The following is a 23,592-nucleotide window of genomic DNA, read 5'->3' as shown; positions in this document are numbered from 1 at the left end:
ATATAAAGACTTTTAGCACTACGGCATAAAAAGAGAGTCGATGCCAGTCAGTTAAACAAATCGGGCCGGCATATTTTACAAATACACGTATGAAACACTGCTGATCAAAATATTGGTGCCAGGGTTTCATAACAACAAGTTAGATAATAACAACGGGGTAAAGCGCTATGGTTTATCGCGACAACAACAAGAAAGTTGTCCCATTCAAAAAGTCCATGCTTGCCATGTGTGTCATGGCAATGGGAACACCCACTCTGGCGCAAGAGGCGCCAGCACAAGATGAGCTTCTGGAAGAGATTGTCGTTAGTGGCACTCGCCAGAACTTGCAAAATGCCCAGGACATTAAGCGGGATGCAGATACTTTTGTCGATGCTATTTCGGCAGAAGATATTGGTTCGCTGCCGGATCGCAGTGTTCTGGAAGCAATGCAACGTATGCCAGGCGTTTCGATTGAACGCTTTGCGGCACCGGAAGACCCGGATCACTTCGGGGTTGAGGGTAGTGGCGCCGTTATCCGTGGTATGAGTGCCACGCGAAGCGAGTTTAACGGTCGTGACTCCTTCACCGCGAACTCCGGTCGCGGTCTTAATTTCCAGGATGTTCCGCCCGAGCTAATGTCGGGTGTGGATCTGTACAAAAACCAGACCGCTGACATGATCGAAGGTGGTATTGGCGGTACGGTCAGCCTTAAGACTCGTAAGCCATTTGACCAAGATGGGCAAATGATCGCCTTTACCGGTGATGTTTCCTACGGCGACATGGCCGAAGAGGCTTCGCCCACCTTCTCGGGTCTGTACAGCAACCGCTGGGACACCGAGGATTTGGGTGAGTTTGGCTTTTTGATTAACGCCTCTTACTCTGAGCTTCTGGGTGAATCTAACGGTATTCAGAGTGACGCTTTCGTTAAATACAATGCCGATACTCTGGGCGCACCTTCTAGCGTTGCCGATGAAGATAACCAGGTATGGATGACCAATGGTTCCAACTTCTTCACCAAAGAAGACGATCGTGTGCGTAAAGGTTTGGCCACATCCTTTCAGTGGGCCAGCCCTAATGATGAGTGGGAAGCAACCGCAGAATTTATTCGCTCCGATGCGCGTTTGAGCTGGAAAGAAAATGCCATTAAGTACCAGGGTGGTTACGGCGACGAAAATGACGATGGTTCGGTCAGTGAAACCCGCCGCGCTCGCCCATACCCGGGTACCGAGTTTGGCTGGGATGATATGGGTATCTTCCAAGAGGGTTATATTGTCGACGGCGGCGGCTGGCGCGGTGGTGAAGGTCGTGTACCTAGCGGCTGGAGTGGCGAAGGTGATGTTCCAGACGATTACGTCACCTCAAACGACTACTTCGGGCAAAAGTATCAAGCAGACACACGCTTTAAAGATACTCACACCATTGTTGATGATTTGAGCTTTAATATTAAGTGGATGCCCAGCGACTCGTGGGAGTTCGAGGGTGATTTCCAGTTAGTGGAAGCCACCACTGAAGATGATGATTTGCAGATTGCTAATGGTTTTTATGCCTTGCAGCAGTTCGCCATACAAGGCGATGGGGACAAACCTTGGCTAAATGTAATCGAGCCATGGGATGGTCGCCGTGACGCGAATCCTGATTATTACCGGGTTAACGCTGATTATTACCCTGAGCTGGGCGAAGAAGATCAGCCTCTTTTCCCAGGTTTTTCCAATGACCCGCAGGGCGATGCCAACTACTTCCAGGACCCCGACAGTTACTGGTGGCGTTCGGCGATGGACCACTACGAGCGTTCCGAAGGTGAGTCAAAAGCGGTTCGCTTTGATGCGACACATTACTTCGATGACACCCACTTGCTGCGCTCTGTAAAAGCGGGGGTTCGTTTTGCTGACCGCAATCAGGTTGTGCGTACCACGCCTTACAACTGGGGTAGTATCGGTGCTGAATGGGCGCCCAACGCGGGTGACGGTGCTCTCTGGTTGTCCGAAACCGAAGAGTTGAGCGATGCTTACGAGTATATCGACTGGTCCGATTTCCACCGCGGTGGTGTTGCCAATATTCCGGGTGATGGCTTCTTGTTTCCCAAGGAAGAATTCCTGAAAGAAGTCATTGACGGTCGCACGGTACCTCAGGCTAACCCAGGGGCCGAGGGTATTTGGGAGCCCGCAAACTTGCGCCCCGAGGCGCAAAACGGCTCTTACTTCTCCGATGCGGAAATTTACGATACCACCGAAACTAACAAGGCCGCCTATGTGCGCTTGGACTTTGGCTCGGACGATTTTGCTCTGCGTTTCTCGGGTAATATTGGTCTGCGCTATGTAGAACTGGAACGCGACGCTCTGGGCTCTATTCAGTACCCAGACATGATCGGCCAGGATTACCCAGAAGGCGCACCTACCGATTTATCCGATAGCGGTGCTATCCGCAAGTGGGCCGAAGAGGAAGTGGGTCCGTTTGATCCCGGTCTGTTCCCCAGCGAGCAAGAGTGGTTGGACCAGGTTAACCAGTTAATGGCATACTCTCGCGATGCCAACAACTGGCTGTCGGAAACCGAGCAGGGTTTTGGTAACGATGCGGATCAAACCCAAGAAAGCAGTACCTCTTGGGACGGAGTGTTGCCCAGCTTGAACTTAAAAGTGGAGCTTACCGACGACTTGATTGGTCGCTTTGCGGTGGCTAAAGCTATCGCCATGCCCGACATGTCTGAAGTTCGTAATCAGGCGGTACTGGGTGCGCGTCAGCTCGTGGTAAATCGCGAAACCGATACCAGCGAGATTGTCGAGCCGGGTCCGGTTGATGGTGGCGTAAACATTCTGTCGGTAGACGACGTAGTTTGGACTGGTAGTGGTGGTAACCCCGCGCTGCAACCCATGGAGTCGATTCAGTACGATGCCTCTTTGGAATGGTACTTTGCGCCGGTTGGCTCGCTGACCACCAGTATCTTCTATAAAGACTTGAGCAACTTCTTTATTGAGGGTGCGTTGCCTAGAACCTTTACCAACCCCACCACGGGTGTTAGTCAAACCGTTGACTTCACCACCACCCGCAACGGTGAAGAAGGTAAGATGCAGGGTATCGAGATTGCCTATCAGCAGTTTTACGATATGCTGCCCGAGCCATTCGATGGCTTTGGTATTCAGGCAAACTACACCTTTATCGATTCAGAAGGTGTGCCTAACTTTACCAGTAGCGCCGATGCCACCACCGAGGACGACCTGGATGATAGCGGTCCAGATACGCCACAACCGGGCTTGGAAACCGTTGACTTAAGCTTGCTGGAAGGCTTGCCACTGCGCGGTCAGTCAGAGCACACGGCCAACTTGGTGTTAATGTACGAGAAGTTCGATTGGTCAGCGCGTTTGGCTTATAACTGGCGTTCTAAGTACTTGGTTACCACGCGTGATGTGATCAGTGGTCAGCCGATCTGGAATGACGACGCAGGCTTCTTGGATGGCTCGGTTCAGTATACGGTGAATGACTATGTCACCTTGGGGCTGCAGGCCACGAACCTGCTCGACACTCAGACCAAGACGCTGATGACTCTGGATGAAAATGGTCGCGAGACCGGTCGTTCATGGTTTATCAACGATCGCCGTCTGGCTTTGACCTTGAAGGTTGTTTACTAAGCCTGATTGAGTGAAAGTAAAAAGGCGCAACTTTCGGGTTGCGCCTTTTTTTGTGCCTAATAATTGAGGCGTTAGCCGAAACACCGGTGTGATAGGATAAAGGTGCCCTAAACTGAGTAAAAAATCGGAGACACTCTATGGCGAGCCCGCTCGCTAAAAAGATAGTCATTGTCGGTGGAGGTACGGCAGGTTGGATGAGCGCTGCGGCTTTCGCACGCTTGCTGCCCAGCGAATGCAAGGTGACTTTAGTAGAGTCGCAGCAAATTGGCACGGTCGGCGTTGGGGAGGCGACCATTCCCCACATACGCTACTTCAATCAGCTGTTGGGAATTCCCGAGCGTGACTTTATGCGCGAGACTCAGGCGACCTATAAACTGGCCATCGAGTTTACAGGTTGGGGTAACGCTAGCAGCCGTTATATGCATCCTTTTAGCGCCTTTGGTGCGGACTTAGGCGGCGTGGATTTTCATCACCATTTTCTAACGGCTCGCGCAATCGGTTCGAACGCTGCGCTGGATGATTTTTCTTTAGCCGCGCAGTTAGCCCGTGGCAATCGCTTCGCTCCGCCACCCGATGAACCGGGTTTGGGCTATGGCTACGCCTACCATCTGGATGCAACCGCCTATGCGTCTTTTCTGCGCCGCTATGCCGAGGCGCGTCGGGTAGTGCGACGCGAAGGAAAAGTAGAACGGGTTACAACCGCTCCGAATGATGGACGCATAGCGGCGTTAGTGTTGGAATCGGGAGAGGTGATTGAGGGCGATTTATTTATCGATTGCTCGGGCTTTCGCTCACTGTTATTGGGTAAAACTTTGGGTGTTTCCTTTGAAAGCTGGCGCCAATGGCTGCCATGCGACCGTGCGGTCGCTCAGGCGTCCGAGCCTTTAACGCCGCTGCCGTCTTATACCCGCTCTCGCGCCACTGCCAGTGGTTGGCAGTGGCGTATACCTTTGCAGCATCGCACGGGTAACGGCCAGGTTTATTCCAGCGAGTGTATTAGCGACGATGAAGCTTGCGCCCAGCTGCAAAGAGCGCTTAACAGTGCGCCTTTGTCCGACCCCAATTTCATTCAGTTTGAGGCCGGGTATCGTACTCACAGCTGGGAGAAAAACTGCGTCGCGATTGGCTTGTCAAGTGGTTTCCTGGAGCCCTTGGAATCGACCAGTATTTATCTCATTCAAATGGCAATTGTTAAGTTGGTAGAATTCTTTCCCGACGCCGACGAGCACATAAGTCGCGAGGCGTTTAACCGCTGGATGGGCATGGAATATCGCCGGGTGCGGGATTTTTTAGTTTTGCACTATCATCTTAACCGTCGGCAAGATTCGGACTTCTGGCGCTACTGTGCCGATATGAATATACCCGCAAGTTTGCAGGAAAAAATTGAATTGTTTCGTGAATCAGCTGTGGTTCAGCACTATGATCAGGGTTTATTTGCCCAGCCCAGTTGGCTCGCTGTGTATTTCGGTCAGGGCTTGGTGCCCTTAGGTTGGGATTCCCGTGCGGCGTCCGTGTCCGCCGACAAAGTCGCGCGCACCTTGCACGGTTTAGCCTCTCAGCTGCAAACAATGGCTGAGCGGGCGCCCGCGCATGCCGAAGTACTCGCGCGCGGCGGTCTTAAGCGCGAGCCGCCTGCCGCCATGAATCTTTACGGAGGCGGCCGTGAATCATAAACCTGAGCCCTTACAGCATATTGTTGTCGTGGGGCAGGGATTGGTAGCCGCGGGTGCGGCGGTAACCTTAGCGAAAATGTTGCGGCCTTTTGCGACTCGTATTAGCTGGGTTCAGGTGAGTACTGAGACGAATAAAGCTGGTATCGCTGGGGCGGAAGTGGCCGATCCCGCATTGGGTCGCTGGCTCGAAATGATCGGATTGCCGGAAGCCAAGCTGCTGCATCAGTGTCAGGGCCTTTATAGCTTAGGTGCCGAATATCGGTTAGAGTCAAAGCAATTTTTTGTACCTCACGCAAGTCACGGTATTCAGCCCTCTCCGGCGCCTTTCGAACAGGAGTTCTTTAAACGCTTTTCGGGGCCGGAGCAGCTCGCCTTTAGCGAACACTTTTTGGCGACTCGTGCGGCGGCTAAGGCACGCTTTGCCTTTCCCGCAAAGGACCCGCGGTCGGCTCGCTCCACACTTAAATACGGTTTGCATTTAGAGCGCGCTGCGCTCGTTGAGGCTATTACGGCTCATGCGCAAAATCTGGGAGTGGTATGCCAGAGCACTGATTCGCTGCAAGTGCACGGTGATCCTCAGCGCGGTATCCAGGCGTTGTCATTGGATGGCGGTATACGACTGGAGGCCGACTTTTTTATTGACGCCACTGGCGAGTCCTCGCGCCTTCTAGGGCAAGCTTTGGGCGTTGAATTCCAAGCGCAGAGTCGATCATTGTGGCCCTACCGGATTACCTTTTCCGAGCCGGCAGAATCTCCACTCAAGCCACGCTCTGAGTTTGCGAGAATAGCGGGCGGCTGGCGACGACGGGCGGGGTTGCGGGATAAAACCATAGTGGATGCCTGGCTCTGTGATCAGGCGGCGCTGGATCGCCTTGAAGCCTCACTGCGCGAACAAGGTTGCGAGTTCGCTAGCTGGCAGCAAACCGAGGGCGCACGCGCACAAGGCTGGGTTTACAACTGCTTGGCTTTGGGGGGCGCCGATGCTCAACCGGGCGAGCTGGTGTTATCGCAGTGGTATTGGGCTTGTCGCTGTCTTTTGCTGTGGCTTGAGTTATTGCCCAGTGGGGGTGATCAGACGCACCTGCGAGCAGAATATAACCGCCGCCGCAGTTTGTTGTATCAAAGACTTAACGAAGTACACTGGATGCACGCCGCGGGAGTCGAATGTGCTCATGCCGATCTTCCTGCGGATTTAAAGTGGCGCTTGGATGTTTTTACTCGCCTGGGCCGCCTTTGGCGCCGGGATGAGGAGGTGCTGGCTGACGAGGCTTGGCTCTCACTGGCGCTGGGGCTGGGTTGGCATGCGGGAGCTTACGATCTGACTTTAGCCAACATCGATCCTAAACAATTGGCGCAAAAGCATCGAGCTATCTACCAGACTCTGGAGCGCGAAGCCGATACTATGCCCTTTTTAGAGGCTGTACTTAAAGACCCCACCACAACGAGGTTTAAGCAAAATAATGACGGATAACCGTATTCGAAAAGTATTGATTGTCGGTGGCGGCACGGCCGGCTGGATGGCGGCTGCGGCGCTGGCAAAAGTGCTAAAAAATCAGTATTGCGACATTCAGCTGATTGAATCCGATGCCATTGGCACCGTAGGCGTGGGTGAGGCGACGATTCCGCAGATCCAGCTGTTTAACCAAATGCTGGGATTGGATGAAAATGAATTCGTGCGCAAAACCCAGGGCACTTTTAAATTGGGTATTCAGTTTGTTAACTGGGGCCATATTGGCGAGAAATATCTACACGCGTTTGGTGGCGTGGGTAAAGATATGGAGGGCGTGCAGTTTTATCACTACTGGCTAAAAATGTTTCAGGCAGGCAAAGCGCCCGATATTGATCAGTATACCCTTAACTGCCTTGCCGCCAAGCAGGGGCGTTTTATGCGTCCGGTAGACGCGGGCAATTCACCTTTGTCGGATATTGCCTACGCCTTCCATTTTGATGCCGCCCTCTACGCCATGTACTTGCGCGATTTTGCCATGGACAGAGGCGTAACTCGGCGCGAAGGGAAAATTACCGATGTCACCCTGCGCCCCGATGACGGTTTTATTCAGTCGGTCACTCTGGATGATGGGGATACGCTAGAGGCCGATTTCTTTATTGATTGCTCCGGCTTTAAGGGATTGCTGATTGAACAGGCCTTGCATACCGGCTACGAGGACTGGAGTCAGTGGCTGCCCTGCGACCGCGCCGTGGCCGTGCCCTGCGCTAAGGTGGCTGATCCCATTCCTTACACTCGCTCAACTGCGCAGAGCGCCGGCTGGCAATGGCGTATTCCGCTGCAACACCGCACCGGTAACGGCCATGTGTATTGCAGTCAATTTATGAGCGATGACGAAGCGACGCAAATACTGCTAGATAGCCTTGACGGTGAGCCGTTGGCAGATCCCAAGTTATTGCGTTTTACCACGGGTAAGCGCAAACGCTTTTGGAATAAGAACTGTGTCGCTCTGGGGTTGGCCAGTGGCTTTATGGAGCCTTTGGAATCCACCAGTATTCACTTGGTACAGTCGGGCATTGCCAAATTGATGAGCCTGTTCCCCAATCGCTACTTCGATCAAGAAGACATCGACGAGTACAACCGCCAAGTGGATTTTGAGTACGAGCGAATTCGCGACTTCTTGATTGCCCATTATTGTATTACCCGCCGGGATGATTCCGAATTCTGGAATTATTGCCGCACTATGTCCATCCCCGACACTCTGCAACAAAAGATCGATCAGTATCAGAAAAACGGCCGAATTTTTCGCACCAATGAAGAGTTGTTTAACGATTTGAGCTGGCTTGAGGTAATGCACGGTCAGGGGTTGCGGCCGCGAGCCTATCATCCGATTGTGGATACTTTATCGGCCCAGGAAATCGAGAAGCGGCTAGCGAGTATTCGCGAGGTGATTCATCGCTCGGTCGAGTATATGCCTTTGCATCGCGATTTTATCGCCCAACAGTGTGCTGCCCAATCATCGGGAACTTAGGGTACGAACTATAAACCTGGCAATTATGATTGCCAGGTTAATCGCGCGATTGGGGCGGAAGGCTAAGTGCTGTTGCAGGGGCTTGAGTTGATGAGAGCAGATCGTTGAGGGTTTGGTAAAGCTCCTGGGGTTTAAGGGGCTTGCTCAAGTATTCGTTCATGCCCGCGTTCAGACAGCTTTGCCGGTCGCCGCTCATCGCCTGGGCTGTGACCGCGATAATTGGGGTCGCGGCAAAGGTGGGCATGCGGCGAATTTTTTGGGTGGCGCTAATGCCGTCCAATACCGGCATCTCAATATCCATTAAGATGGCGTCAAAGGGTTGTTCGCGCTCGGCGAGAATATCCAGTGCCTGTTGGCCGTTGTCCGCGCTGGTCACCACTATGCCCGCCTTGCGCAAGAGTCCGCGCGCGACCTGTTGATTAACCATATTATCTTCAACCAAGAGCATCTGACGGCCGTTTAAAGCGGGAAACTCGTTTAGCCTATTGGCATTGTCCGAGCTTTGTGCGTGTTGGGGCAGGGCGCGGAAAATGGCGTCCAGCAGACGCGAGTCGCTGACGGGCTTGTTGAGAAAATCATCCACATACTCGGTATCACTGTATTGGGTGAAAATTTCGTCGCGTTGAAAAGACGATACTAAAAATATTTTGGGCTTTTGGTGAAGCTGGGTCGAGCATTTAATCTCGCGGGCGGTTTCCAGGCCATTTTTTAGGGGCATTTTGTAATCGATAAGAACCAAATCATAGGGTTTTTTATCTTTCTCGGCGCGCTCAATCTTACCCAGCGCCGAGTGTGCATCCAGGGCGGCATCCACGTGGTCGATCAGTTTGTTGGCTGATTTGGTCAGAATATCCAGGGCCAATTGGTTGTCGTCTACCACCAGCAGCTTTAACGCTTTGCAGGCATCGGCGTTTTGCTGAATCCGTTGCGCGCCAATATGACTTTTTTCCAGGTTGGCGGTGAAAGAGAAAATGGTTCCTTCGTCAACCGAGCTTGCTACGTTTAGTTCGCCGTGCATCAGCTGAACCAGACGGTTGCAGATATGCAAGCCAAAGGCGATATCATTGTGGGGATCGATTAGTTGGGGCTGTTTAAGTTCGGCTTTTAACGCTGTTAAGTCACTCTTGCTGAGTCCTGTGGTGTAATCGATGACACTAAAACGCAGACACAGACTATCATTTTGAGCGTCCACTAAATGTGCCAGAAACGTCAGCCGGTCGCTGTCCGGGTGTTGCAGCGCGAGCCTCATCAGCTGACTAATAATATGGCTTAAGCGCGTGGCGTCGCCGCGCATAAACCGGGGCACATCATCGGCAATGTCAAAGGTGATGCGGGCGTGATTGTGAAGCGAGCTGTCCTCAAACAAACGCGCCACACGTTCTAACACTTGCTCTAAATCGAAATGACTGTGTTCCAGCAACACTTTGTGGCTTTCTAGTTTGGCGTAGTCAAACACTTGGTTGACGGTTTGCAGCAGTGAGTCGGCGGCGCTGTGAATACTGTTGAGGTAGCTCTCTTGCAGGGTGGATAATTGGGTATCCTGCAGCAAGTGGCTGAGCCCAATAATGGCGTTCATGGGGGTGCGTATTTCGTGACTCATACTGGCCATAAACTTGGCTTTGGCATTGCTGGCTGCTTCGGCCCGGGCGTGAGTTTCCAGCACTTGGTGCTTGTCTTCGATGTGTTCGGTTATATCGGTGCTGTACGCGTAGCAGTGGGTCGCCCTACCCGACTCGTCGAAACCTGTAAAAAGGCAGTGACAGCGGGCCCAGAGGACACGGCCGTCGCGATGCTGCAATCGATGCTCAAGGTTTAATTCCCGGCATTGCTGACGGAGACCCTGGCGCAGCTGATCGAGAACATTGCGCGCATCTTCCGGGTGTAGAAAATACTGGGCCAGGGTTTGTAAGTTGCCCGCGCGCTCGCGGCTTTCGTAACCGAGGAGCGCGAGATAGTGTTGGTTAAAATGCACCTGGTCGGTTTGCGTGTTCCATTCCCACAGGTTGGGCTGTGCTGCGGCGATTATATGTTGGTAGCGCTCCTCGTTTTCCGCCAGCCTTTGGTTTGCGAGCATTCTTGCCGCTGCATCGTGCATGGTTCGCCCCACAGCTTCCAGTAATTTGCGGGCACGCGGTAAAAGCGGCGTCTCGGGTAGTTGCCAGACGGCAATCGGGCGTTGATCTTGGTAAAGAGCAAGCAATTGGCCTGAGCCTGAGGATGCATCGAGGGTTTCTCCCGCCGGCGGCAGTAATTGGTTTTTAGCGGGGGGCTGCAGGTGTTCCGACTGGCTGGCTAACACGTGCCATTGGTCGCGCGAGCTAAGCCGCCACAGCGTTAAGCCGGATAGCTGCAGCTGAGCGCTTAAAAGCTCCAGGCTGAGAGTCAGGTTTGCGGGTTTAAGATCGCCCTGGAGTAACTCCAGGTGGGGCTGGAGCTCACCATAGGCTGGCTCATCGGATCTTTCAGCCAGTGCCTGCTCAAGATCGGCATTGCGTGCTTCGAGTGTGTTTAAATCCTTATTATTAGGATCCTTGGCCATGCTTGCCCCTTGCCAATTGCGACGCGGATTAATATTTGATCATAGTCGACTTTGCGGGGGAATGCAGTGAAAAGAGGGCGCAAAACGGGTAAATAAAAGAAAATTTGGGTGCCACCCCAGTTGGGTGGCACCGGACAGGTGGCGAGTGTCAGTTCAGTTGCTTTCTCGCTGCACTCACCGCCGCCTTAACCTGCTTGGGGGCTGTGCCGCCGGTGTGGTTGCGCGCGGCGACTGAGCCCTCCAGGGTCAGTACCTCAAATACATCGGCGGCGATGGTGTCGGAGAATTGCTGCAGCTCTTCCAGGCTCATTTCCGACAGATCCTTGCCTGTTTCAATACCATAGGCGACCGATTTACCCACTACTTCGTGGGCGTCGCGGAAGGGCATCCCCTTGCGCACCAAGTAGTCGGCCAGATCCGTGGCGGTCGAGAAGCCGCGCCGCGCCGCCTCGTACATGTTGTCTTTGCGGGCGGTAAGCGCCGGGATCATATCGGCAAACGCGCGCAAACAGTCTTTTACGGTATCCACGGCGTCGAACAGCGGCTCTTTGTCTTCCTGGTTGTCCTTGTTGTAGGCCAGCGGCTGGGATTTCATCAGCGTCAGCAGGCTGATCAGGTGGCCGTTTACCCGACCCGTTTTACCGCGCACCAGTTCGGGCACATCGGGGTTTTTCTTTTGCGGCATAATTGACGAGCCGGTACAGAAACGGTCGGGCAGGTCGATAAAGTCGAACTGGGCGCTGGTCCACAGCACCAACTCTTCGCTGGCGCGGGAAAGGTGCGTGAGCAAAATGCTGGCAAATGCGCAGAATTCGATGGCAAAGTCGCGGTCCGATACCGAATCCAGGCTGTTGTTGGTGGGTTTGTCGAAACCCAGCAGCTCGGCACTCAAGGCGCGGTTTATCGGGTAGGTGGTGCCCGCCAGAGCGGCCGCGCCCAGGGGCGATTGGTTGAGGCGCGCGCGGCAGTCGGCCAGGCGCCCGGCATCGCGGGTCAACATCTCGAACCAGGCTAGCAAGTGGTGACCAAACGTAACCGGCTGCGCGGTTTGCAGGTGGGTGAAGCCGGGCATAATAGTGTCGGCTTCGCGCTCGGCGATATCCAAAATGCCACTTTGCAAGCGTTTCAGTTCGCTGGCAATGGTGTCGATTTCGTCGCGCAGGTACAGGCGAATGTCGGTGGCCACCTGATCGTTACGCGAGCGGCCGGTGTGCAGTTTTTTGCCGGTAATACCGATTTTTTCGGTTAGCGCCGCTTCGATGTTCATGTGTACATCTTCTAAGCTTACCGACCACTGGAAATTGCCCGCTTCAATATCGGCGCGAATCTCTTCTAAGCCGGTAATGATCTGCGCTTTTTCCTCGGCGCTTAACACGCCCACCGATTCCAGCATTGTGGCGTGGGCGATAGAACCGTTGATATCGTGATGATACAGTCGCCAGTCGAATCCAATCGAGGCGGTGAAGCGTTCCACAAAAGCGTCGGTCGCTTCGGAGAAACGGCCTCCCCAGGGTTTGGCGGTCTGATCTTGTTCGCTCATAGTATCTCTCGCGGCTATAGTGAATGGCGCAGGCGTCGCTTGCTGTCAACGCGCGGGCCGATACAATTAAACGGCGGCATTATAGCCAATTAAAGGCGCTAAAGGGGCCACGATGAGCCAATTGCAAACGCGTAAACTCAACACAGAGGATCAATCACCGGGTGCGCTGCCGCATTTATGCAGCGCCAGTGCGCTCTTGCTGCTGGTGATTGTAGGCGAATTGCTGGCCCTGCTATTGGCTCTGGCCGAGCGCGGGGTAGGGGATTTGAGCTGGGCTCATTTGGGCCTGGTGTCATTTCTGCTGCAGTGGATAGTACTGACCAGTGCCGTTATTTTATGCCGCTTGCAACCTTTGCTGCGGCGGCTGAGCCCGCTGTGGGCCGGGCTTTGCGGGTATTTGCTGATATTGCTGTGCACCTTTGTATTTACCGCTTTGGGGCAGTGGTTGCTCAAAGGGTTAGGGCGCGGCTTTATCGATTGGGAGGAAGTGTTTACCCACGTTTTGATTGCCGCGGTGCTGGGAGCGGTGGTGCTGCGCTACCTCTATTTGCAACAGCAGTTGTATTTACAAAAGCAAGCGGAATTGCGCTCGCGCATTCAGGCGTTGCAGGCGCGCATCGAGCCTCACTTTTTGTTTAACAGTTTGAACAGTATTGCCAGTTTGATTGCGGTGGATGCCCCCTTAGCCGAGCGCCAGGTAGAGGATCTAAGCGATTTGCTGCGGGCCAGCCTGGCTGAGCCCGCGTTGATAAGTGCCGAGCGAGAGTTGGCTCTGTGCCTGTGCTACGTGCATATCGAACAGGCGCGCTTGGGCGAGCGCTTGCGCCTAAACTGGTCCGTTGGGCCCTTGCCTGGCGAGGCGTCACTGCCCAATCTGGCGCTGCAGCCTCTAGTGGAAAACGCCATCCGCTACGGAGTGGACCCGGCACCTGAAGGCGGTGAGGTAAGCATCCAGGCGCGCCAGGAGGGCGATCAGCTCGTTATCCGCATTAGCAATAGTCTGCCCGATGCGCAAACCGCTGCGCGCGAGGCGGGTAATCGTATGGCGCTGGATAATATTCGCCATCGTTTGGCTGCGCATTTTGGCGAGGCGGCGGAGCTTGCGGTAGAGCCCGGTGACACGCGCTACACTGTGACTCTGAAGGTATCACTAAAAGCCTGTCGCCAACGGACCCCATAACCAGAGCAAGGTGATAATAAAATGCTGAATGTTTTGCTGGTCGACGATGAGCCTCTGGCGCGCGCCAGATTGGAGCGAATGATTCAGGATCTGGAGGGCTATCAAGTGAGCTCTCAGGCGGGCACGGCCGCCAAGGCGTTGGAGGCTATCGAGCGGGATGATCCGGACATTGTCCTTTTGGATATTCAAATGCCCGGTGGCAATGGCCTGGAGGCGGCGCAACAAATTGGCGAGCTGGATGATCCCCCGGCCGTCATCTTTTGTACCGCCTATGATCAACATGCGTTAGAGGCCTTTTCCACTACGGCCGTGGGCTATTTGCTAAAGCCGGTGCGTCGTGACGACTTGCAAAAGGCCCTGGATAAAGCCGGTAAGCCCAATAAAGTTCAGCGTTCGGCGCCTGCGGGCGGCTTGCCCGGCAGTATTACCGCCAAAACCCATAAGGGTTTAGAGCGCATTCCTCTTCGCAATGTGCGCTATTTTCACGCTGACCAAAAATATGTGACCGTCTACCACACCGGTGGGCAGCATCTGCTGGATAACACGCTCAAGGAGCTGGAGCAAACGTTGGGTAGTGCCGTGGTGCGGGTGCACCGCAACGCTTTGGTGATGGTCGAGCATATTCAGGCGCTCGAGCGCTGCGCCGATGGTGGCTACTGTATTTGCCTGCGCGACAGCGAGCACAAGCCCGCGGTCAGCCGCCGTCATGCCAGTGCGGTTAAAGCGCTGCTGCAAAGTCTGTAGTCACCCCCAAGCTTTGCTATCATGGCCTATTTATAGCCTCGACAGGAGTACCATGAACTCAATTCCCTCGCGCACCATCCGCATCGCCACCCGCAAAAGCTTGCTGGCCCTGTGGCAGGCCGAATACGTTAAAAGTGAGTTGGAAAAGCATCACCCGGGCCTGGCGGTCGAGCTGGTACCGTTGACCAGTCGCGGCGATAAAATTCTGGATGTACCCCTGGCAAAGGTGGGCGGTAAGGGCCTGTTCGTCAAAGAGTTGGAGCAGGCCATGCTGGCGGATGAGGCGGACATCGCCGTGCACTCAATGAAAGATGTGCCCATGGAGTTTCCCGAAGGCTTGGGGCTGGCGGTTATCTGCGAGCGCGAAGATCCTCGCGACGCCTTTGTCAGCAACCGCTTTCACAATCTGGACGAGTTGCCCGCCGGCAGTGTGGTAGGCACCTCAAGCTTGCGTCGTCAGTGCCAGGTGTTGTCGGCCCGCCCCGACCTAGAGGTCAAGTTCTTGCGCGGCAATGTCCAGACCCGCCTGCGCAAACTGGACGACGGTGAGTTCGATGCCATTATTCTCGCCAGTGCGGGGCTGATCCGGCTGGAACTGCAAGCGCGCATCGCCGATTACATGGCCCCCGAGGTCAGTCTGCCGGCGGGCGGTCAGGGTGCCGTGGGTATTGAATGCCGCACCGATGATACCCAGCTGCGCGAGCTGTTAGCGCCTTTGCACCACGCCCCTACCGCCGTGTGCGTCGAAGCCGAGCGCGCCATGAACCGGCGCCTGGAAGGCGGCTGTCAGGTGCCCATCGCCTGCTACGCCATCGAACAGGCTGGCGGGCTGTGGCTGCGCGGTCTGGTGGGCTCGGTCGATGGTAAAACCATGCTCAGCGAAGAAGATCGCGGTCCGTTAGAGAGTGCCGAAGCCATGGGGGTGGCAATGGCAGAGCGCCTGCTCGCCGCCGGTGCCGATAAAATTCTCGCCGAGGTTTACGGGCGCGAGCTGCAATGACCGCTGCGCGAATACTGGTGACCCGTCCTCAGCCGTTGGCGGATGAGTGGCAAAGCTGGTTGCAACGTCAGGGCTATGATGCCCAGGCCATACCCGTTATGGCCTTGGAGGCACTGGACGACTTTGACAGTGAGCAGCGTATTAAGTCGGTGGTGATGAACCTTGATGAGTACCAAAAGGCGATTTTCGTCAGTCGCAATGCCGTACACTATGCCGCACAATGGCTGGAAGACTATTGGCCCCAGTGGCCTATCGGCCTCCAATGCCTGGCGGTGGGGCGGGCAACCGCCGATGCGCTGGATCCGCTAGATTTGCCGGTTGCGGCACTGGGCGACGAGCGCAGCGCCATGAACAGTGAGCACTTGCTGGCCAGTCGTGCCCTGGGCAATGTCAGTGGCGAAAAAATTGTGATATTTCGCGGTCAGGGTGGCCGCGAGTTGATGACCCGGACCCTAACCGAGCGCGGCGCCCGGGTCGAGCACTGCGAGCTCTACCGCAGGGTTCTACCCGCACAAAGCGCGCCCCGTGTAAAACAGTGGCTTGAGGCCGGTCAGAGCACCGATTTAATTACCGTGCACAGCGGCGAAAGCCTGACGAACCTGTTGGACTTGGCGCGCCGCACTGAAACCCAGTCGCTGTTGCGCGAGCGGACGTTTTTAGTGCCAGGTGACAGAGTGGCCCAGCTGGCCCGCGAGGCCGGACTGGCACGTCTGTGGGTGGCGCGCAACGCCGGAAGTGACGCCATGCTGGAGCAAATACAAGCCTATGCCGGGACTCTGGATTAAACGCGATTTGCGTCGCTGTTGACGATAAACAAAGGCGATGGCTTACACCCGCGAACGGTAAGTCACGATGTTTGAGGTGTCGTGCCAGGCATCTTTTTCAGGAGAGTAAAACTATGTCAGATACCCCTAAGGATGCGACCTCGCAGCCCGAATCGGATAAACAACAGGCCTTAAGTGCGCCCAGTGAGTCTCCGGACAATGGCAGCGCGAAAGAGTCGGATGCCGCAACCGCAGTCAGGTCCAAGCCCAGCAAAGCCTCGGGCGGCCGGGGCCTCGCGATGTTTTGCCTGTTGCTTATTTTGCTTCTGGCGGGTGCCGGTGGCTGGGGTGGCTGGCAAGTTTGGCAGCAGCTTCAGGGGATGGAGCAGCGCGAACCCACGTCCCAAGTTGCCGCAGCCCCCGAGTTTGACGCCGGGCCTTTGGAGCGGCAAATCGCGCAATTAAAGGCCGAAAATGCCCGTCTCGATGACGCGCTGCAAAGTCTGGATAATGACGATCAGCTGACCCGGCAAATTCGCGCCCTGGCACAGGATGTCAGCTCGGCCGAAGCGCGTCTGGACGCCCTCACCGATACCTCGCGGGACGACTGGAAGCTGGCCGAGGCGGCTTTTTTATTGCGGTTGGCCAATCAGCGCTTATTGGTAGAGCACAACAGTTCCGAAGCCTTGGCGCTCGCCCAGGCGGCGGATGCTATTTTAAAAAACCAGAGTGACCCCAAGCTGTTTGCTGTGCGCGAAAGCTTAAGTGGCGAAATCATGGCGTTAAAAACGGTCGAGCCAGTGGATCGCGAAGGCTTATACCTGCAAATTCAAGCGCTGATTGATCAGGTCTCGGAGTTGGCGGTGCTGGAGTCCTACCAGCGCGAGAAGGCGCCCGAGTTGCAAGTGGCCGATGTCGCTGTTGAAGGCAGTGTCTGGCAGCGCCTCCAGCAGAGCGTTACACGCGCCCTGCATACACTGGGCTCGCTGGTGCGGGTAAACCGCCACGGCGAGCAAGTGCAGCCTTTGCTGACCCCCGAGCAAACCTGGTTTTTACGTCAGAATCTACAGCTGATGCTCGAACAGGCGCAGGTCGCCCTCATGCGTGAAGAGGGGGAAATTTATATTCAGTCGCTCAATCAGGCCCATGCCTGGTTGGCCAGCTACTTTACTCACAACGGCCAAACTCAGGTGTTGCTGCAGGAGCTGGAGCGCCTTCGCCAGGAGCCGGTCAGCGTGGATTTGCCCGATATCAGTGAGGCGCAGCAACAGCTTGAGACTTATATCGAGAGGCTGCATAAGGTGTCAGCGGGAGAGACGCGATGAAAAAACGCCTGATTTTGCTGATCGTTTTTATGCTGCTGGGGGCGCTGCTGTTCCAGCTGATGCGTCACGACAGCGGCTATGTACTGCTGGCCTATGGCGCGACCACGGTGGAGATGAGTTTGTGGACCGCTCTGGCCCTGGCTCTGGTGGTGCTGGGCGTGTTTTACCTGCTCTGGCGGCTGGCTCACACCAGTCGCAAGGTGTCGGCGTTTCTCAGTCGTGGCCGTCAGCGATACTCTGTCCGGGCGCAAAATCGCACCATGGCAGCGCTGGTCAGCTTTATCGAGGGCAACTGGCTGGTGGCGCGCAAGCAGCTGGTAAAAAGTGCCGATAAATCGGCGAATCCGCTGGTGAATTATCTTGCCGCCGCACGTTGCTCCTACGAGCTAAAAGATTTCTCTGGCGCCTTGGATATGCTGCACAAAGCGGAAAAATGCCGCGACAGCAGCGAACTGGCGGTGGCCCTGACCCAGGCCCGTATGCAGTTGGGTAGTCAGCGTTACGAGCAGTGTCTGGCGACGCTCAAGCGTATAAAGCGCCTCGCGCCTGAGCATCCGGTGGTGCTTGATTTGTTGGCCCACGTCTATTGGGAGCTGGACGACATGGAGGCGCTGGAGGCTCTCTTGCCGAGCCTGCGCCAGGGCAAGGTGCGCAGTCGCGATGCCCTTAACCGGCTGGAGGCCGAGGTCTATTTGAGACAGATCCAGCTATTGGAAAAGCGTTACAAGAAAGACGGCGACAAGGTGCTGTGCAAACAGGGGTTGGATGAAATCTGGGCCCGGATACCCAGCGGGCTGCAAAAAGAGCCCAGCTTTATGGCGGGGTTTGCGGCGGCTAATATTCGCCTGGGTTTTGACGCGCAGGCCGAGCCTTTGCTGGCCAAAGCGTTGCAAAAAGACTGGCGCAGCGAGTGGGTCGAGTTATACGGACGCACGAACGCCGACGATAGCAAAGCCCAGCTAAAAGTGGCCAACAGCTGGCTTAAACAGCACGATGCCGATGCGGTGTTAATGGCGGCCCTGGGCCGCATTTGCACGCGCAACGAGCTCTGGGGTAAGGCGCGAGATTATTTTCGTCAGTCTCTGGATATGCAACCGAACGCCGAAGTGTATCTAGAGTTGGGCCTGCTGCTGGAGCACCTGGGCGAGGCTGATCAGAGCGCAACACTGTACCGCGAAGCGCTGATGAGCTTGGCGCACAAGCCTGTTCCCATGGTGTCGAAGTGAGTCAGGTGTCGAAATGAGTCAGGTGTCGAAGTGAGTGAGCTGACGGTAGGCAATTTGCTGGCGGATATTCCCGATGAGTTGTCCCGTGAACTCATTCAGCCGCTACTAGAGGGCGACGGGGTCAGGATTGAGCGTATTGTTTCTCACGGCCACGCCAGCGAGCCGGATTTTTGGTATGAGCAAGACGAGCACGAGTGGGTGATTTTGCTCAGTGGCGGCGCGGTACTGCGCTGGGACTCGGGCGCCGAGCAGGCCTTGGCGCCCGGCGACTATGTGTTTATTCCGGCGGCTACCCGCCACCGGGTCGAGGGCACCTTACCCGATGAACACAGCGTCTGGCTGGCGGTATTTTTCCCGCCTCGAGCGGACGCTTAACGGCTATTGACGCAGCCTTTTAGTCCTGCGGCAGGCGTGAGGCCCACAGCGCCAACTTGTGTTGAATAGCTTTTTGCGACACTTGATCTTCGGGCAAGGGTTGAATCAATTTGTCATGGGCGAGCAAGCGGTAAATGTAAAGCGCGCGCTCTGCGGCCGAATCACTGGCTTCAAATTGTGCGGCACCGCGCTTTTCAGCGTAGTGACCGCCTACGGTTAAAGCCTTTTTAAATAACTCTTTTTCATTGTCGAGTTTTTTCATTCGTACCTCGCGGGTCAGTATCAGTTTTTATAGCAGGTTCCGATGGCCCCTGCCAAAGGTAGCCCGCCAATAACCACCGGGGGCGGTGCAAAATAACGGTAATGGCAATAAAGTCATAAACGCCGTGCCAAACCATTAGCAGCAATAGATCACCGTTTTGCGCATAGACCCAGCCGAATGCCAGCCCCATCACCAGCGTGATCATAAAATAGGTGAGCGAGAGGGCGTGACCGGCGGCGAAAATGAGCGAGGCAATTGCGATCGCGTAGCCCGTGCCCCAATGCTGGCTGGCAAAACTTTGTATAAAACCCCGAAACAGCAGCTCTTCTCCCACGCCCGCTGCGGCGCTTATCAAGCTGATCTGCCACAGCTTGCTGCGGGCAAAGAGCGCGCGAAACTGCTCTAAACTGGGTAAAAGTTCGCGCTGCAGTGTGGGAAAGATGCGCATTACCACCAGCCAAGTCAGGTAAGTGGCAGCCGCGGCGCTGGTTCCCCCAAGGGCACTGTTCACCCAGTCGGGCGACAGAGGCAAAATTTGGATGCCAGCCCACATCAGGCCCGCCAGTCCCAGCAAGCCCAGGCCGAGCTCGAAGCTCATAAACAGAAAGAATTTTTTACAACGCATGATAGGTAGTAGGCTGATGATAATTAGCTGGTTACTATAGGTATTGTGCGAACTCATGTATAGGAAATGGACTATGTACCCAACAATAAAACCTTCGCGGCTGAGTGTTGTATGGGCGGCGCTTTTAACGCTGCTATCATTCTCGCCTCTGACGCTATCTCAAGAGCCGCTGACCATGGATATTTACGCCGGCGCCATACCCGGCGCACTCAAGAGCGATGATTTAGAGCATGCCCGTGACCCGGATCATCCCGATACGTTTTTGCAGAAGGTTACCTACCCGACTTTAACCGCCTACTTGCCCGAGCCGGATATCGCCACTGGCAGCGCGGTAATTATTTGCCCCGGCGGCGGTTACCAGGGCGTGTCCATCGTAAAAGAGGGCTACCAGGTTGCCGAGCGCTTGCAGTCAGAGGGTGTGGCCGCGTTTGTACTCAAGTACCGCGATCCTTTGGATAAAACCATGGCAGATAAAAAGTTTGGCCCTCTGCAGGATGTGCAGCAGGCAATTGCGATGGTCCGGGCCAAGGCTGATCAGTGGCGCCTTAAGTCTGATCGAATAGGGATTATGGGATTTTCCGCAGGTGGGCATCTGGCCTCGTCTGCGGCGGTGCACTTTGCCGATCCGGTACTTGAGCGCTTGAGCCCCGAACAGGTGCGCCCGGATTTTCAGGTGTTGATTTACCCGGTGATTAATGTCGATTCAGATATTGCCCACCAGGGCTCGCGTACCAACTTGTTGGGGGTGGGGGAGCCGTCAGAATGGTGGCAGTACTTTTCCAACGAACAGCAAGTAACCACGCAAACCCCGCCGGCCTTTTTAGTGCACGCGGGTGATGACGGCGCGGTGCGGGTGGAAAACTCGCTGCGCTACTACCAAGCCTTGCACGCGCAGGATGTGCCCGCCGGTATGCTGATATTGCCCCAGGGTGGACACGGGTTTGGCATGCGCAACCCAGTGGATTGGTTTGCCACCATGCTGCAATGGATGAAGTCCGAAGACCTATATTAAGAGAAGTCTGATCTGGCTTTGCTGTTACGCAGGGTAAAGTGCGTACAGGATAAGTCGCAAAGCAGCGGGGGCGGCGCAGGATGCGCCGACGTCGCCGAAGGCGAGCGCGAGCCCTGAAAAATTAAGGGATTTCGCAAATTCCGCAGATTTTACAGGGCGACAATTAAGATGCTCAGGACGAGCATCTTAATTGTCAAGTTAATAGGTTTTACGCGGCGCGGTAGCGCTCGATAATTTTGGCCGCTTCGGGGGCCGAGGCGCAGATAAAGTCGATAAATTCGCCCACGCCGATTTCCGCATCGTGACGGGTATCGAAGGGGCCTATGTCGACACCCTCGCGGGTTTGATAGTACCAGTAGCCGGATTTTTCCAAAAAGCGTCCGCTGCGCTCGGGAATGGAGCCCTGTTCACCCTCTCTGTGATCAGCCATAGTTTCACCTTTACTGTCGTTGCGTCGGTCAGCGCCGTTGCGCGCAATGCTTACTCTCTTACGAGTATACGCGCATCAACCGCGTTTGTTTATATTATGTTTCTCTAGGGGTTCGCGTTGTTCATAACCTGTGTTGATATCTTGCCACCAGACAGCTTTTGGGGGCACGGGGCTGTGGGCGAGTATTACGGGGCGCAGCAATGGCGGTGGAATCGGGCAGTGGCCGTTACCGGGGGCGGGTTTTTGTGCCAGTGCAGAGGCGGGCACTAACCTTACTCCGCTGGCCTTAAGTAACGGTTGGGCCGCCTCCAGTGCCGCTAAGGTTTCCGGGTAGGGGTGGCCGATGGCAATAGCCTGGCCCCGTTTTTGCGCGATGTCGATAGCGTGTTTTAACTGCGCGGTGATGTCGTCGCTCTCGCGGCTGTGGTCCAAAAATACGTCCCGTTCCGCCGCTTTGAGGCCATAGGCCCGGGCCACTTCATACCCCCGGCTGGCGGCGGTGGTGCGGCTGTCGACAAAGTAGAGCGCGCGCTTGCCAATTTCATCCATCACCCAGCCCATGGGGGTGGCCAGGGGCGTAAGGGCGCTGCCCATGTGGTTATTCACTCCCTGAATATGGGGCAGGCTGTCCAAGCTGTGTCGCAGGCGCGCTGTAAACTCGGCGCGCGTCTGTTCGCGGGTTAAGCCGCCGGGCCCCAATGCCAGGCCGCCCATATTGGCCATGGGGGCGTGGAGCATCAGTTCTTTACCGTTTTGGTGGGCCAGTTCGGCGAGCGTCCGGCTGTGAGGGGTGGCCGGTAGCAGGGCCAAGGTATAGGCGCCGGGCAGGGCAATAGTGCGCTGCCCGGCTTTTAGGTTGTAGCCGATATCATCAATGATAATGGCCAGCTGCCCGGCCCACGCGCTCAGCGGGCTTAACAGTAGCAGCGCCAGCGCGATATACAGTGCCTTAAGGGGCGCCGACGCGAGCCGTATCATTGCCGTCCGTTGCCGTGGGTTGCTGGCGGAAAATATTCAAGCCTTTCAAAAGGTTGAGCGCTTCATGCAGTTGGTTGTCATTGCTCAGTAGCGACGAGCTGCTGCTGGTTTCTCGCTCGCGCGCTTTGCTGCCCACCTCGTCTTCGCCGTTGCCGTTGTTTAAGTGGCCCGCTAAATCGGCTTCGGTGGTACGCAAACGCGGTTTAACCGCGGTGACCTTGGCGCGCTCAACGATAACGTCTGGCTCAATCCCCTGGGCCTGTATCGAGCGGCCGCCGGGGGTGTAATAGCGCGCTGTGGTCAGTTTGATAGCGCGGCTTTCGGTAATGGGCACCACGGTTTGTACCGAGCCTTTACCAAAGCTGCGGGTGCCCAAAATGACCGCGCGGTGATGATCTTGCAAAGCGCCGGCGACAATCTCCGAGGCCGAGGCCGAGCCGTCATTAATCAACACCACGACGGGTAAGCCGTCAAGGGTATCGCCCGGGTTGGCGTTGTAGCGGCTGTAGCTGCTTTCCAGGCGGCCCTCGGTATACACCACTAAGCCGCCGTCCAAAAAGGCATCGGCCACATCCACCGAGGCCTGCAAAACGCCGCCCGGGTTGTTGCGCAAGTCCAAAATAACCCCCTCAATGCCGGGGTAGTCGGCGAGGGTTTTGGCAAGCTTTTCCTGTACATCTTTGCCGGTACTAACCTGGAAGGTGGCGATGCGCAGATACAGATAGTTGTCATCCAGCATTTTAGTGCGCACGCTGCGCACTTTAATAATGTCGCGGGTAATGGTGATGTCAAAGGGTTGGTCGATACCATCGCGGACGATGGTGACCGTTAGGTCGCTGCCTTTGGGACCGCGCATAATTGCCACCGCCTCGTTCAGCGACATGCCTTTTACCGGCTGATCGCCCAGGCGGATAATCAAATCGCCCGCCTCTACCCCGGCCTGCTGGGCGGGGGTGTCATCAATCGGTGAGATAACTTTAACAAAGCCATTCTCCATGCCTACTTCGATCCCCAGGCCGCCAAATTCGCCCGAGGTGTTGACTTGAAGGTCTTCAAACGAGTCGGCATCCAGGTAGGCTGAATGCGGGTCCAGCTCGGCCATCATGCCCTTGATGGCGTATTCCAGTAACTCGGAGTCGCTCAGCTCTTCCACATAGCTGGAGCGAATATGGTCGTAGACGCGGGTAAAGGTGCGCAAATCTTCTAATGGCAAGAGCGCTTGCTGGCCGCTGGCTTCTACATCGGCCGAATCGCTGGCCGCTGGCTGTGCCAGTGACCAGGGGGCGCCCAATAGCGCCGCTAGGGTGAGCAAAATTCCGGCAAAACGCATTCATGTCTC

Annotated in this window: 19 protein-coding genes; 12 read left to right on the top strand and 7 right to left on the bottom strand. The window is 55.6% G+C overall.

Annotated elements, in window-relative coordinates:
- Nucleotides 1-167 precede the first annotated feature (167 nt).
- From M6D89_RS10020 to M6D89_RS10005, 4 genes are all read left to right on the top strand, one after another.
- On the top strand, nt 168-3,602 hold the full coding sequence (locus M6D89_RS10020) for a TonB-dependent receptor (protein WP_253967927.1): 3,435 nt from the start codon (nt 168-170) through the stop codon (nt 3,600-3,602).
- 137 nt (nt 3,603-3,739) lie between these two features.
- On the top strand, nt 3,740-5,275 hold the full coding sequence (locus M6D89_RS10015; RefSeq protein ID WP_253967926.1) for a tryptophan halogenase family protein: 1,536 nt from the start codon (nt 3,740-3,742) through the stop codon (nt 5,273-5,275).
- Nucleotides 5,265-6,746: a tryptophan 7-halogenase gene (locus tag M6D89_RS10010; protein WP_253967925.1), complete on the top strand. Its 1,482-nt coding sequence runs from the start codon at nt 5,265-5,267 to the stop codon at nt 6,744-6,746. Before M6D89_RS10015 ends, M6D89_RS10010 begins: the two co-directional genes overlap by 11 nt.
- A complete protein-coding gene (locus M6D89_RS10005; protein WP_253967924.1) occupies nt 6,736-8,253 on the top strand; it encodes a tryptophan halogenase family protein in 1,518 nt (505 codons plus the stop codon). The genes M6D89_RS10010 and M6D89_RS10005 overlap by 11 nt, the downstream gene beginning before the upstream one ends.
- 37 nt (nt 8,254-8,290) lie before the next feature.
- On the opposite strand, the gene M6D89_RS10000 is transcribed toward M6D89_RS10005, so the two are convergent.
- Entirely contained in the window at nt 8,291-10,792 is a 2,502-nt protein-coding gene (locus M6D89_RS10000) for a response regulator (RefSeq protein WP_253967923.1), read from the bottom strand.
- Between the two features lie 148 nt (nt 10,793-10,940).
- Nucleotides 10,941-12,332: an argininosuccinate lyase gene (argH, locus tag M6D89_RS09995; RefSeq protein ID WP_253967922.1), complete on the bottom strand. Its 1,392-nt coding sequence runs from the start codon at nt 12,330-12,332 to the stop codon at nt 10,941-10,943.
- A 112-nt stretch (nt 12,333-12,444) separates the two neighbouring features.
- Here argH and M6D89_RS09990 point away from each other — a divergent pair, with 112 nt between their 5' ends.
- The 7 genes from M6D89_RS09990 to M6D89_RS09960 all read left to right on the top strand — a co-directional run bounded on the left by M6D89_RS09990 (nt 12,445) and on the right by M6D89_RS09960 (nt 18,946).
- Nucleotides 12,445-13,512 (top strand): sensor histidine kinase, encoded by a 1,068-nt coding sequence (locus tag M6D89_RS09990; protein ID WP_253967921.1) that lies wholly within the window; start codon nt 12,445-12,447, stop codon nt 13,510-13,512.
- 21 nt (nt 13,513-13,533) lie between these two features.
- A complete protein-coding gene (locus tag M6D89_RS09985) occupies nt 13,534-14,256 on the top strand; it encodes a LytR/AlgR family response regulator transcription factor (RefSeq protein ID WP_272496038.1) in 723 nt (240 codons plus the stop codon).
- Between the two features lie 52 nt (nt 14,257-14,308).
- Nucleotides 14,309-15,256, top strand: a complete 948-nt coding sequence (hemC, locus tag M6D89_RS09980) for a hydroxymethylbilane synthase (RefSeq protein ID WP_253967920.1) — start codon at nt 14,309-14,311, stop codon at nt 15,254-15,256.
- Entirely contained in the window at nt 15,253-16,041 is a 789-nt protein-coding gene (locus M6D89_RS09975) for a uroporphyrinogen-III synthase (protein WP_253967919.1), read from the top strand. The genes hemC and M6D89_RS09975 overlap by 4 nt, the downstream gene beginning before the upstream one ends.
- A gap of 113 nt (nt 16,042-16,154) precedes the next feature.
- On the top strand, nt 16,155-17,345 hold the full coding sequence (locus tag M6D89_RS09970) for a uroporphyrinogen-III C-methyltransferase (RefSeq protein ID WP_253967918.1): 1,191 nt from the start codon (nt 16,155-16,157) through the stop codon (nt 17,343-17,345).
- Nucleotides 17,342-18,571, top strand: a complete 1,230-nt coding sequence (locus M6D89_RS09965) for a heme biosynthesis HemY N-terminal domain-containing protein (protein WP_253967917.1) — start codon at nt 17,342-17,344, stop codon at nt 18,569-18,571. The genes M6D89_RS09970 and M6D89_RS09965 overlap by 4 nt, the downstream gene beginning before the upstream one ends.
- 30 nt (nt 18,572-18,601) lie before the next feature.
- Nucleotides 18,602-18,946, top strand: a complete 345-nt coding sequence (locus M6D89_RS09960; RefSeq protein ID WP_253967916.1) for a cupin domain-containing protein — start codon at nt 18,602-18,604, stop codon at nt 18,944-18,946.
- A 19-nt stretch (nt 18,947-18,965) separates the two neighbouring features.
- On the opposite strand, the gene M6D89_RS09955 is transcribed toward M6D89_RS09960, so the two are convergent.
- Nucleotides 18,966-19,208, bottom strand: coding sequence for a DUF5062 family protein (locus M6D89_RS09955; RefSeq protein WP_253967915.1), 243 nt, complete (start codon nt 19,206-19,208; stop codon nt 18,966-18,968).
- Nucleotides 19,189-19,806, bottom strand: a complete 618-nt coding sequence (locus M6D89_RS09950; protein ID WP_253967914.1) for a CPBP family intramembrane glutamic endopeptidase — start codon at nt 19,804-19,806, stop codon at nt 19,189-19,191. Before M6D89_RS09950 ends, M6D89_RS09955 begins: the two co-directional genes overlap by 20 nt.
- A 100-nt stretch (nt 19,807-19,906) precedes the next feature.
- Here M6D89_RS09950 and M6D89_RS09945 point away from each other — a divergent pair, with 100 nt between their 5' ends.
- Nucleotides 19,907-20,845, top strand: coding sequence for an alpha/beta hydrolase (locus M6D89_RS09945; protein ID WP_253967913.1), 939 nt, complete (start codon nt 19,907-19,909; stop codon nt 20,843-20,845).
- A 208-nt stretch (nt 20,846-21,053) separates the two neighbouring features.
- Here M6D89_RS09945 and M6D89_RS09940 read toward each other — a convergent pair whose 3' ends face one another.
- From M6D89_RS09940 to M6D89_RS09930, 3 genes are all read right to left on the bottom strand, one after another.
- Complete coding sequence (locus M6D89_RS09940) at nt 21,054-21,275, bottom strand: DUF6316 family protein (RefSeq protein ID WP_253967912.1); 222 nt, start codon at nt 21,273-21,275, stop codon at nt 21,054-21,056.
- A 75-nt stretch (nt 21,276-21,350) separates the two neighbouring features.
- Nucleotides 21,351-22,253: a divergent polysaccharide deacetylase family protein gene (locus M6D89_RS09935; RefSeq protein WP_253967911.1), complete on the bottom strand. Its 903-nt coding sequence runs from the start codon at nt 22,251-22,253 to the stop codon at nt 21,351-21,353.
- Nucleotides 22,225-23,583, bottom strand: a complete 1,359-nt coding sequence (locus M6D89_RS09930) for a S41 family peptidase (protein ID WP_253967910.1) — start codon at nt 23,581-23,583, stop codon at nt 22,225-22,227. The genes M6D89_RS09935 and M6D89_RS09930 overlap by 29 nt, the downstream gene beginning before the upstream one ends.
- Nucleotides 23,584-23,592 lie beyond the last annotated feature (9 nt).

It is taken from the genome of Gilvimarinus xylanilyticus, from assembly GCF_024195295.1.
Lineage (GTDB): Bacteria > Pseudomonadota > Gammaproteobacteria > Pseudomonadales > Cellvibrionaceae > Gilvimarinus > Gilvimarinus xylanilyticus.
This window is presented reverse-complemented; position numbering and strand designations above follow the sequence as displayed.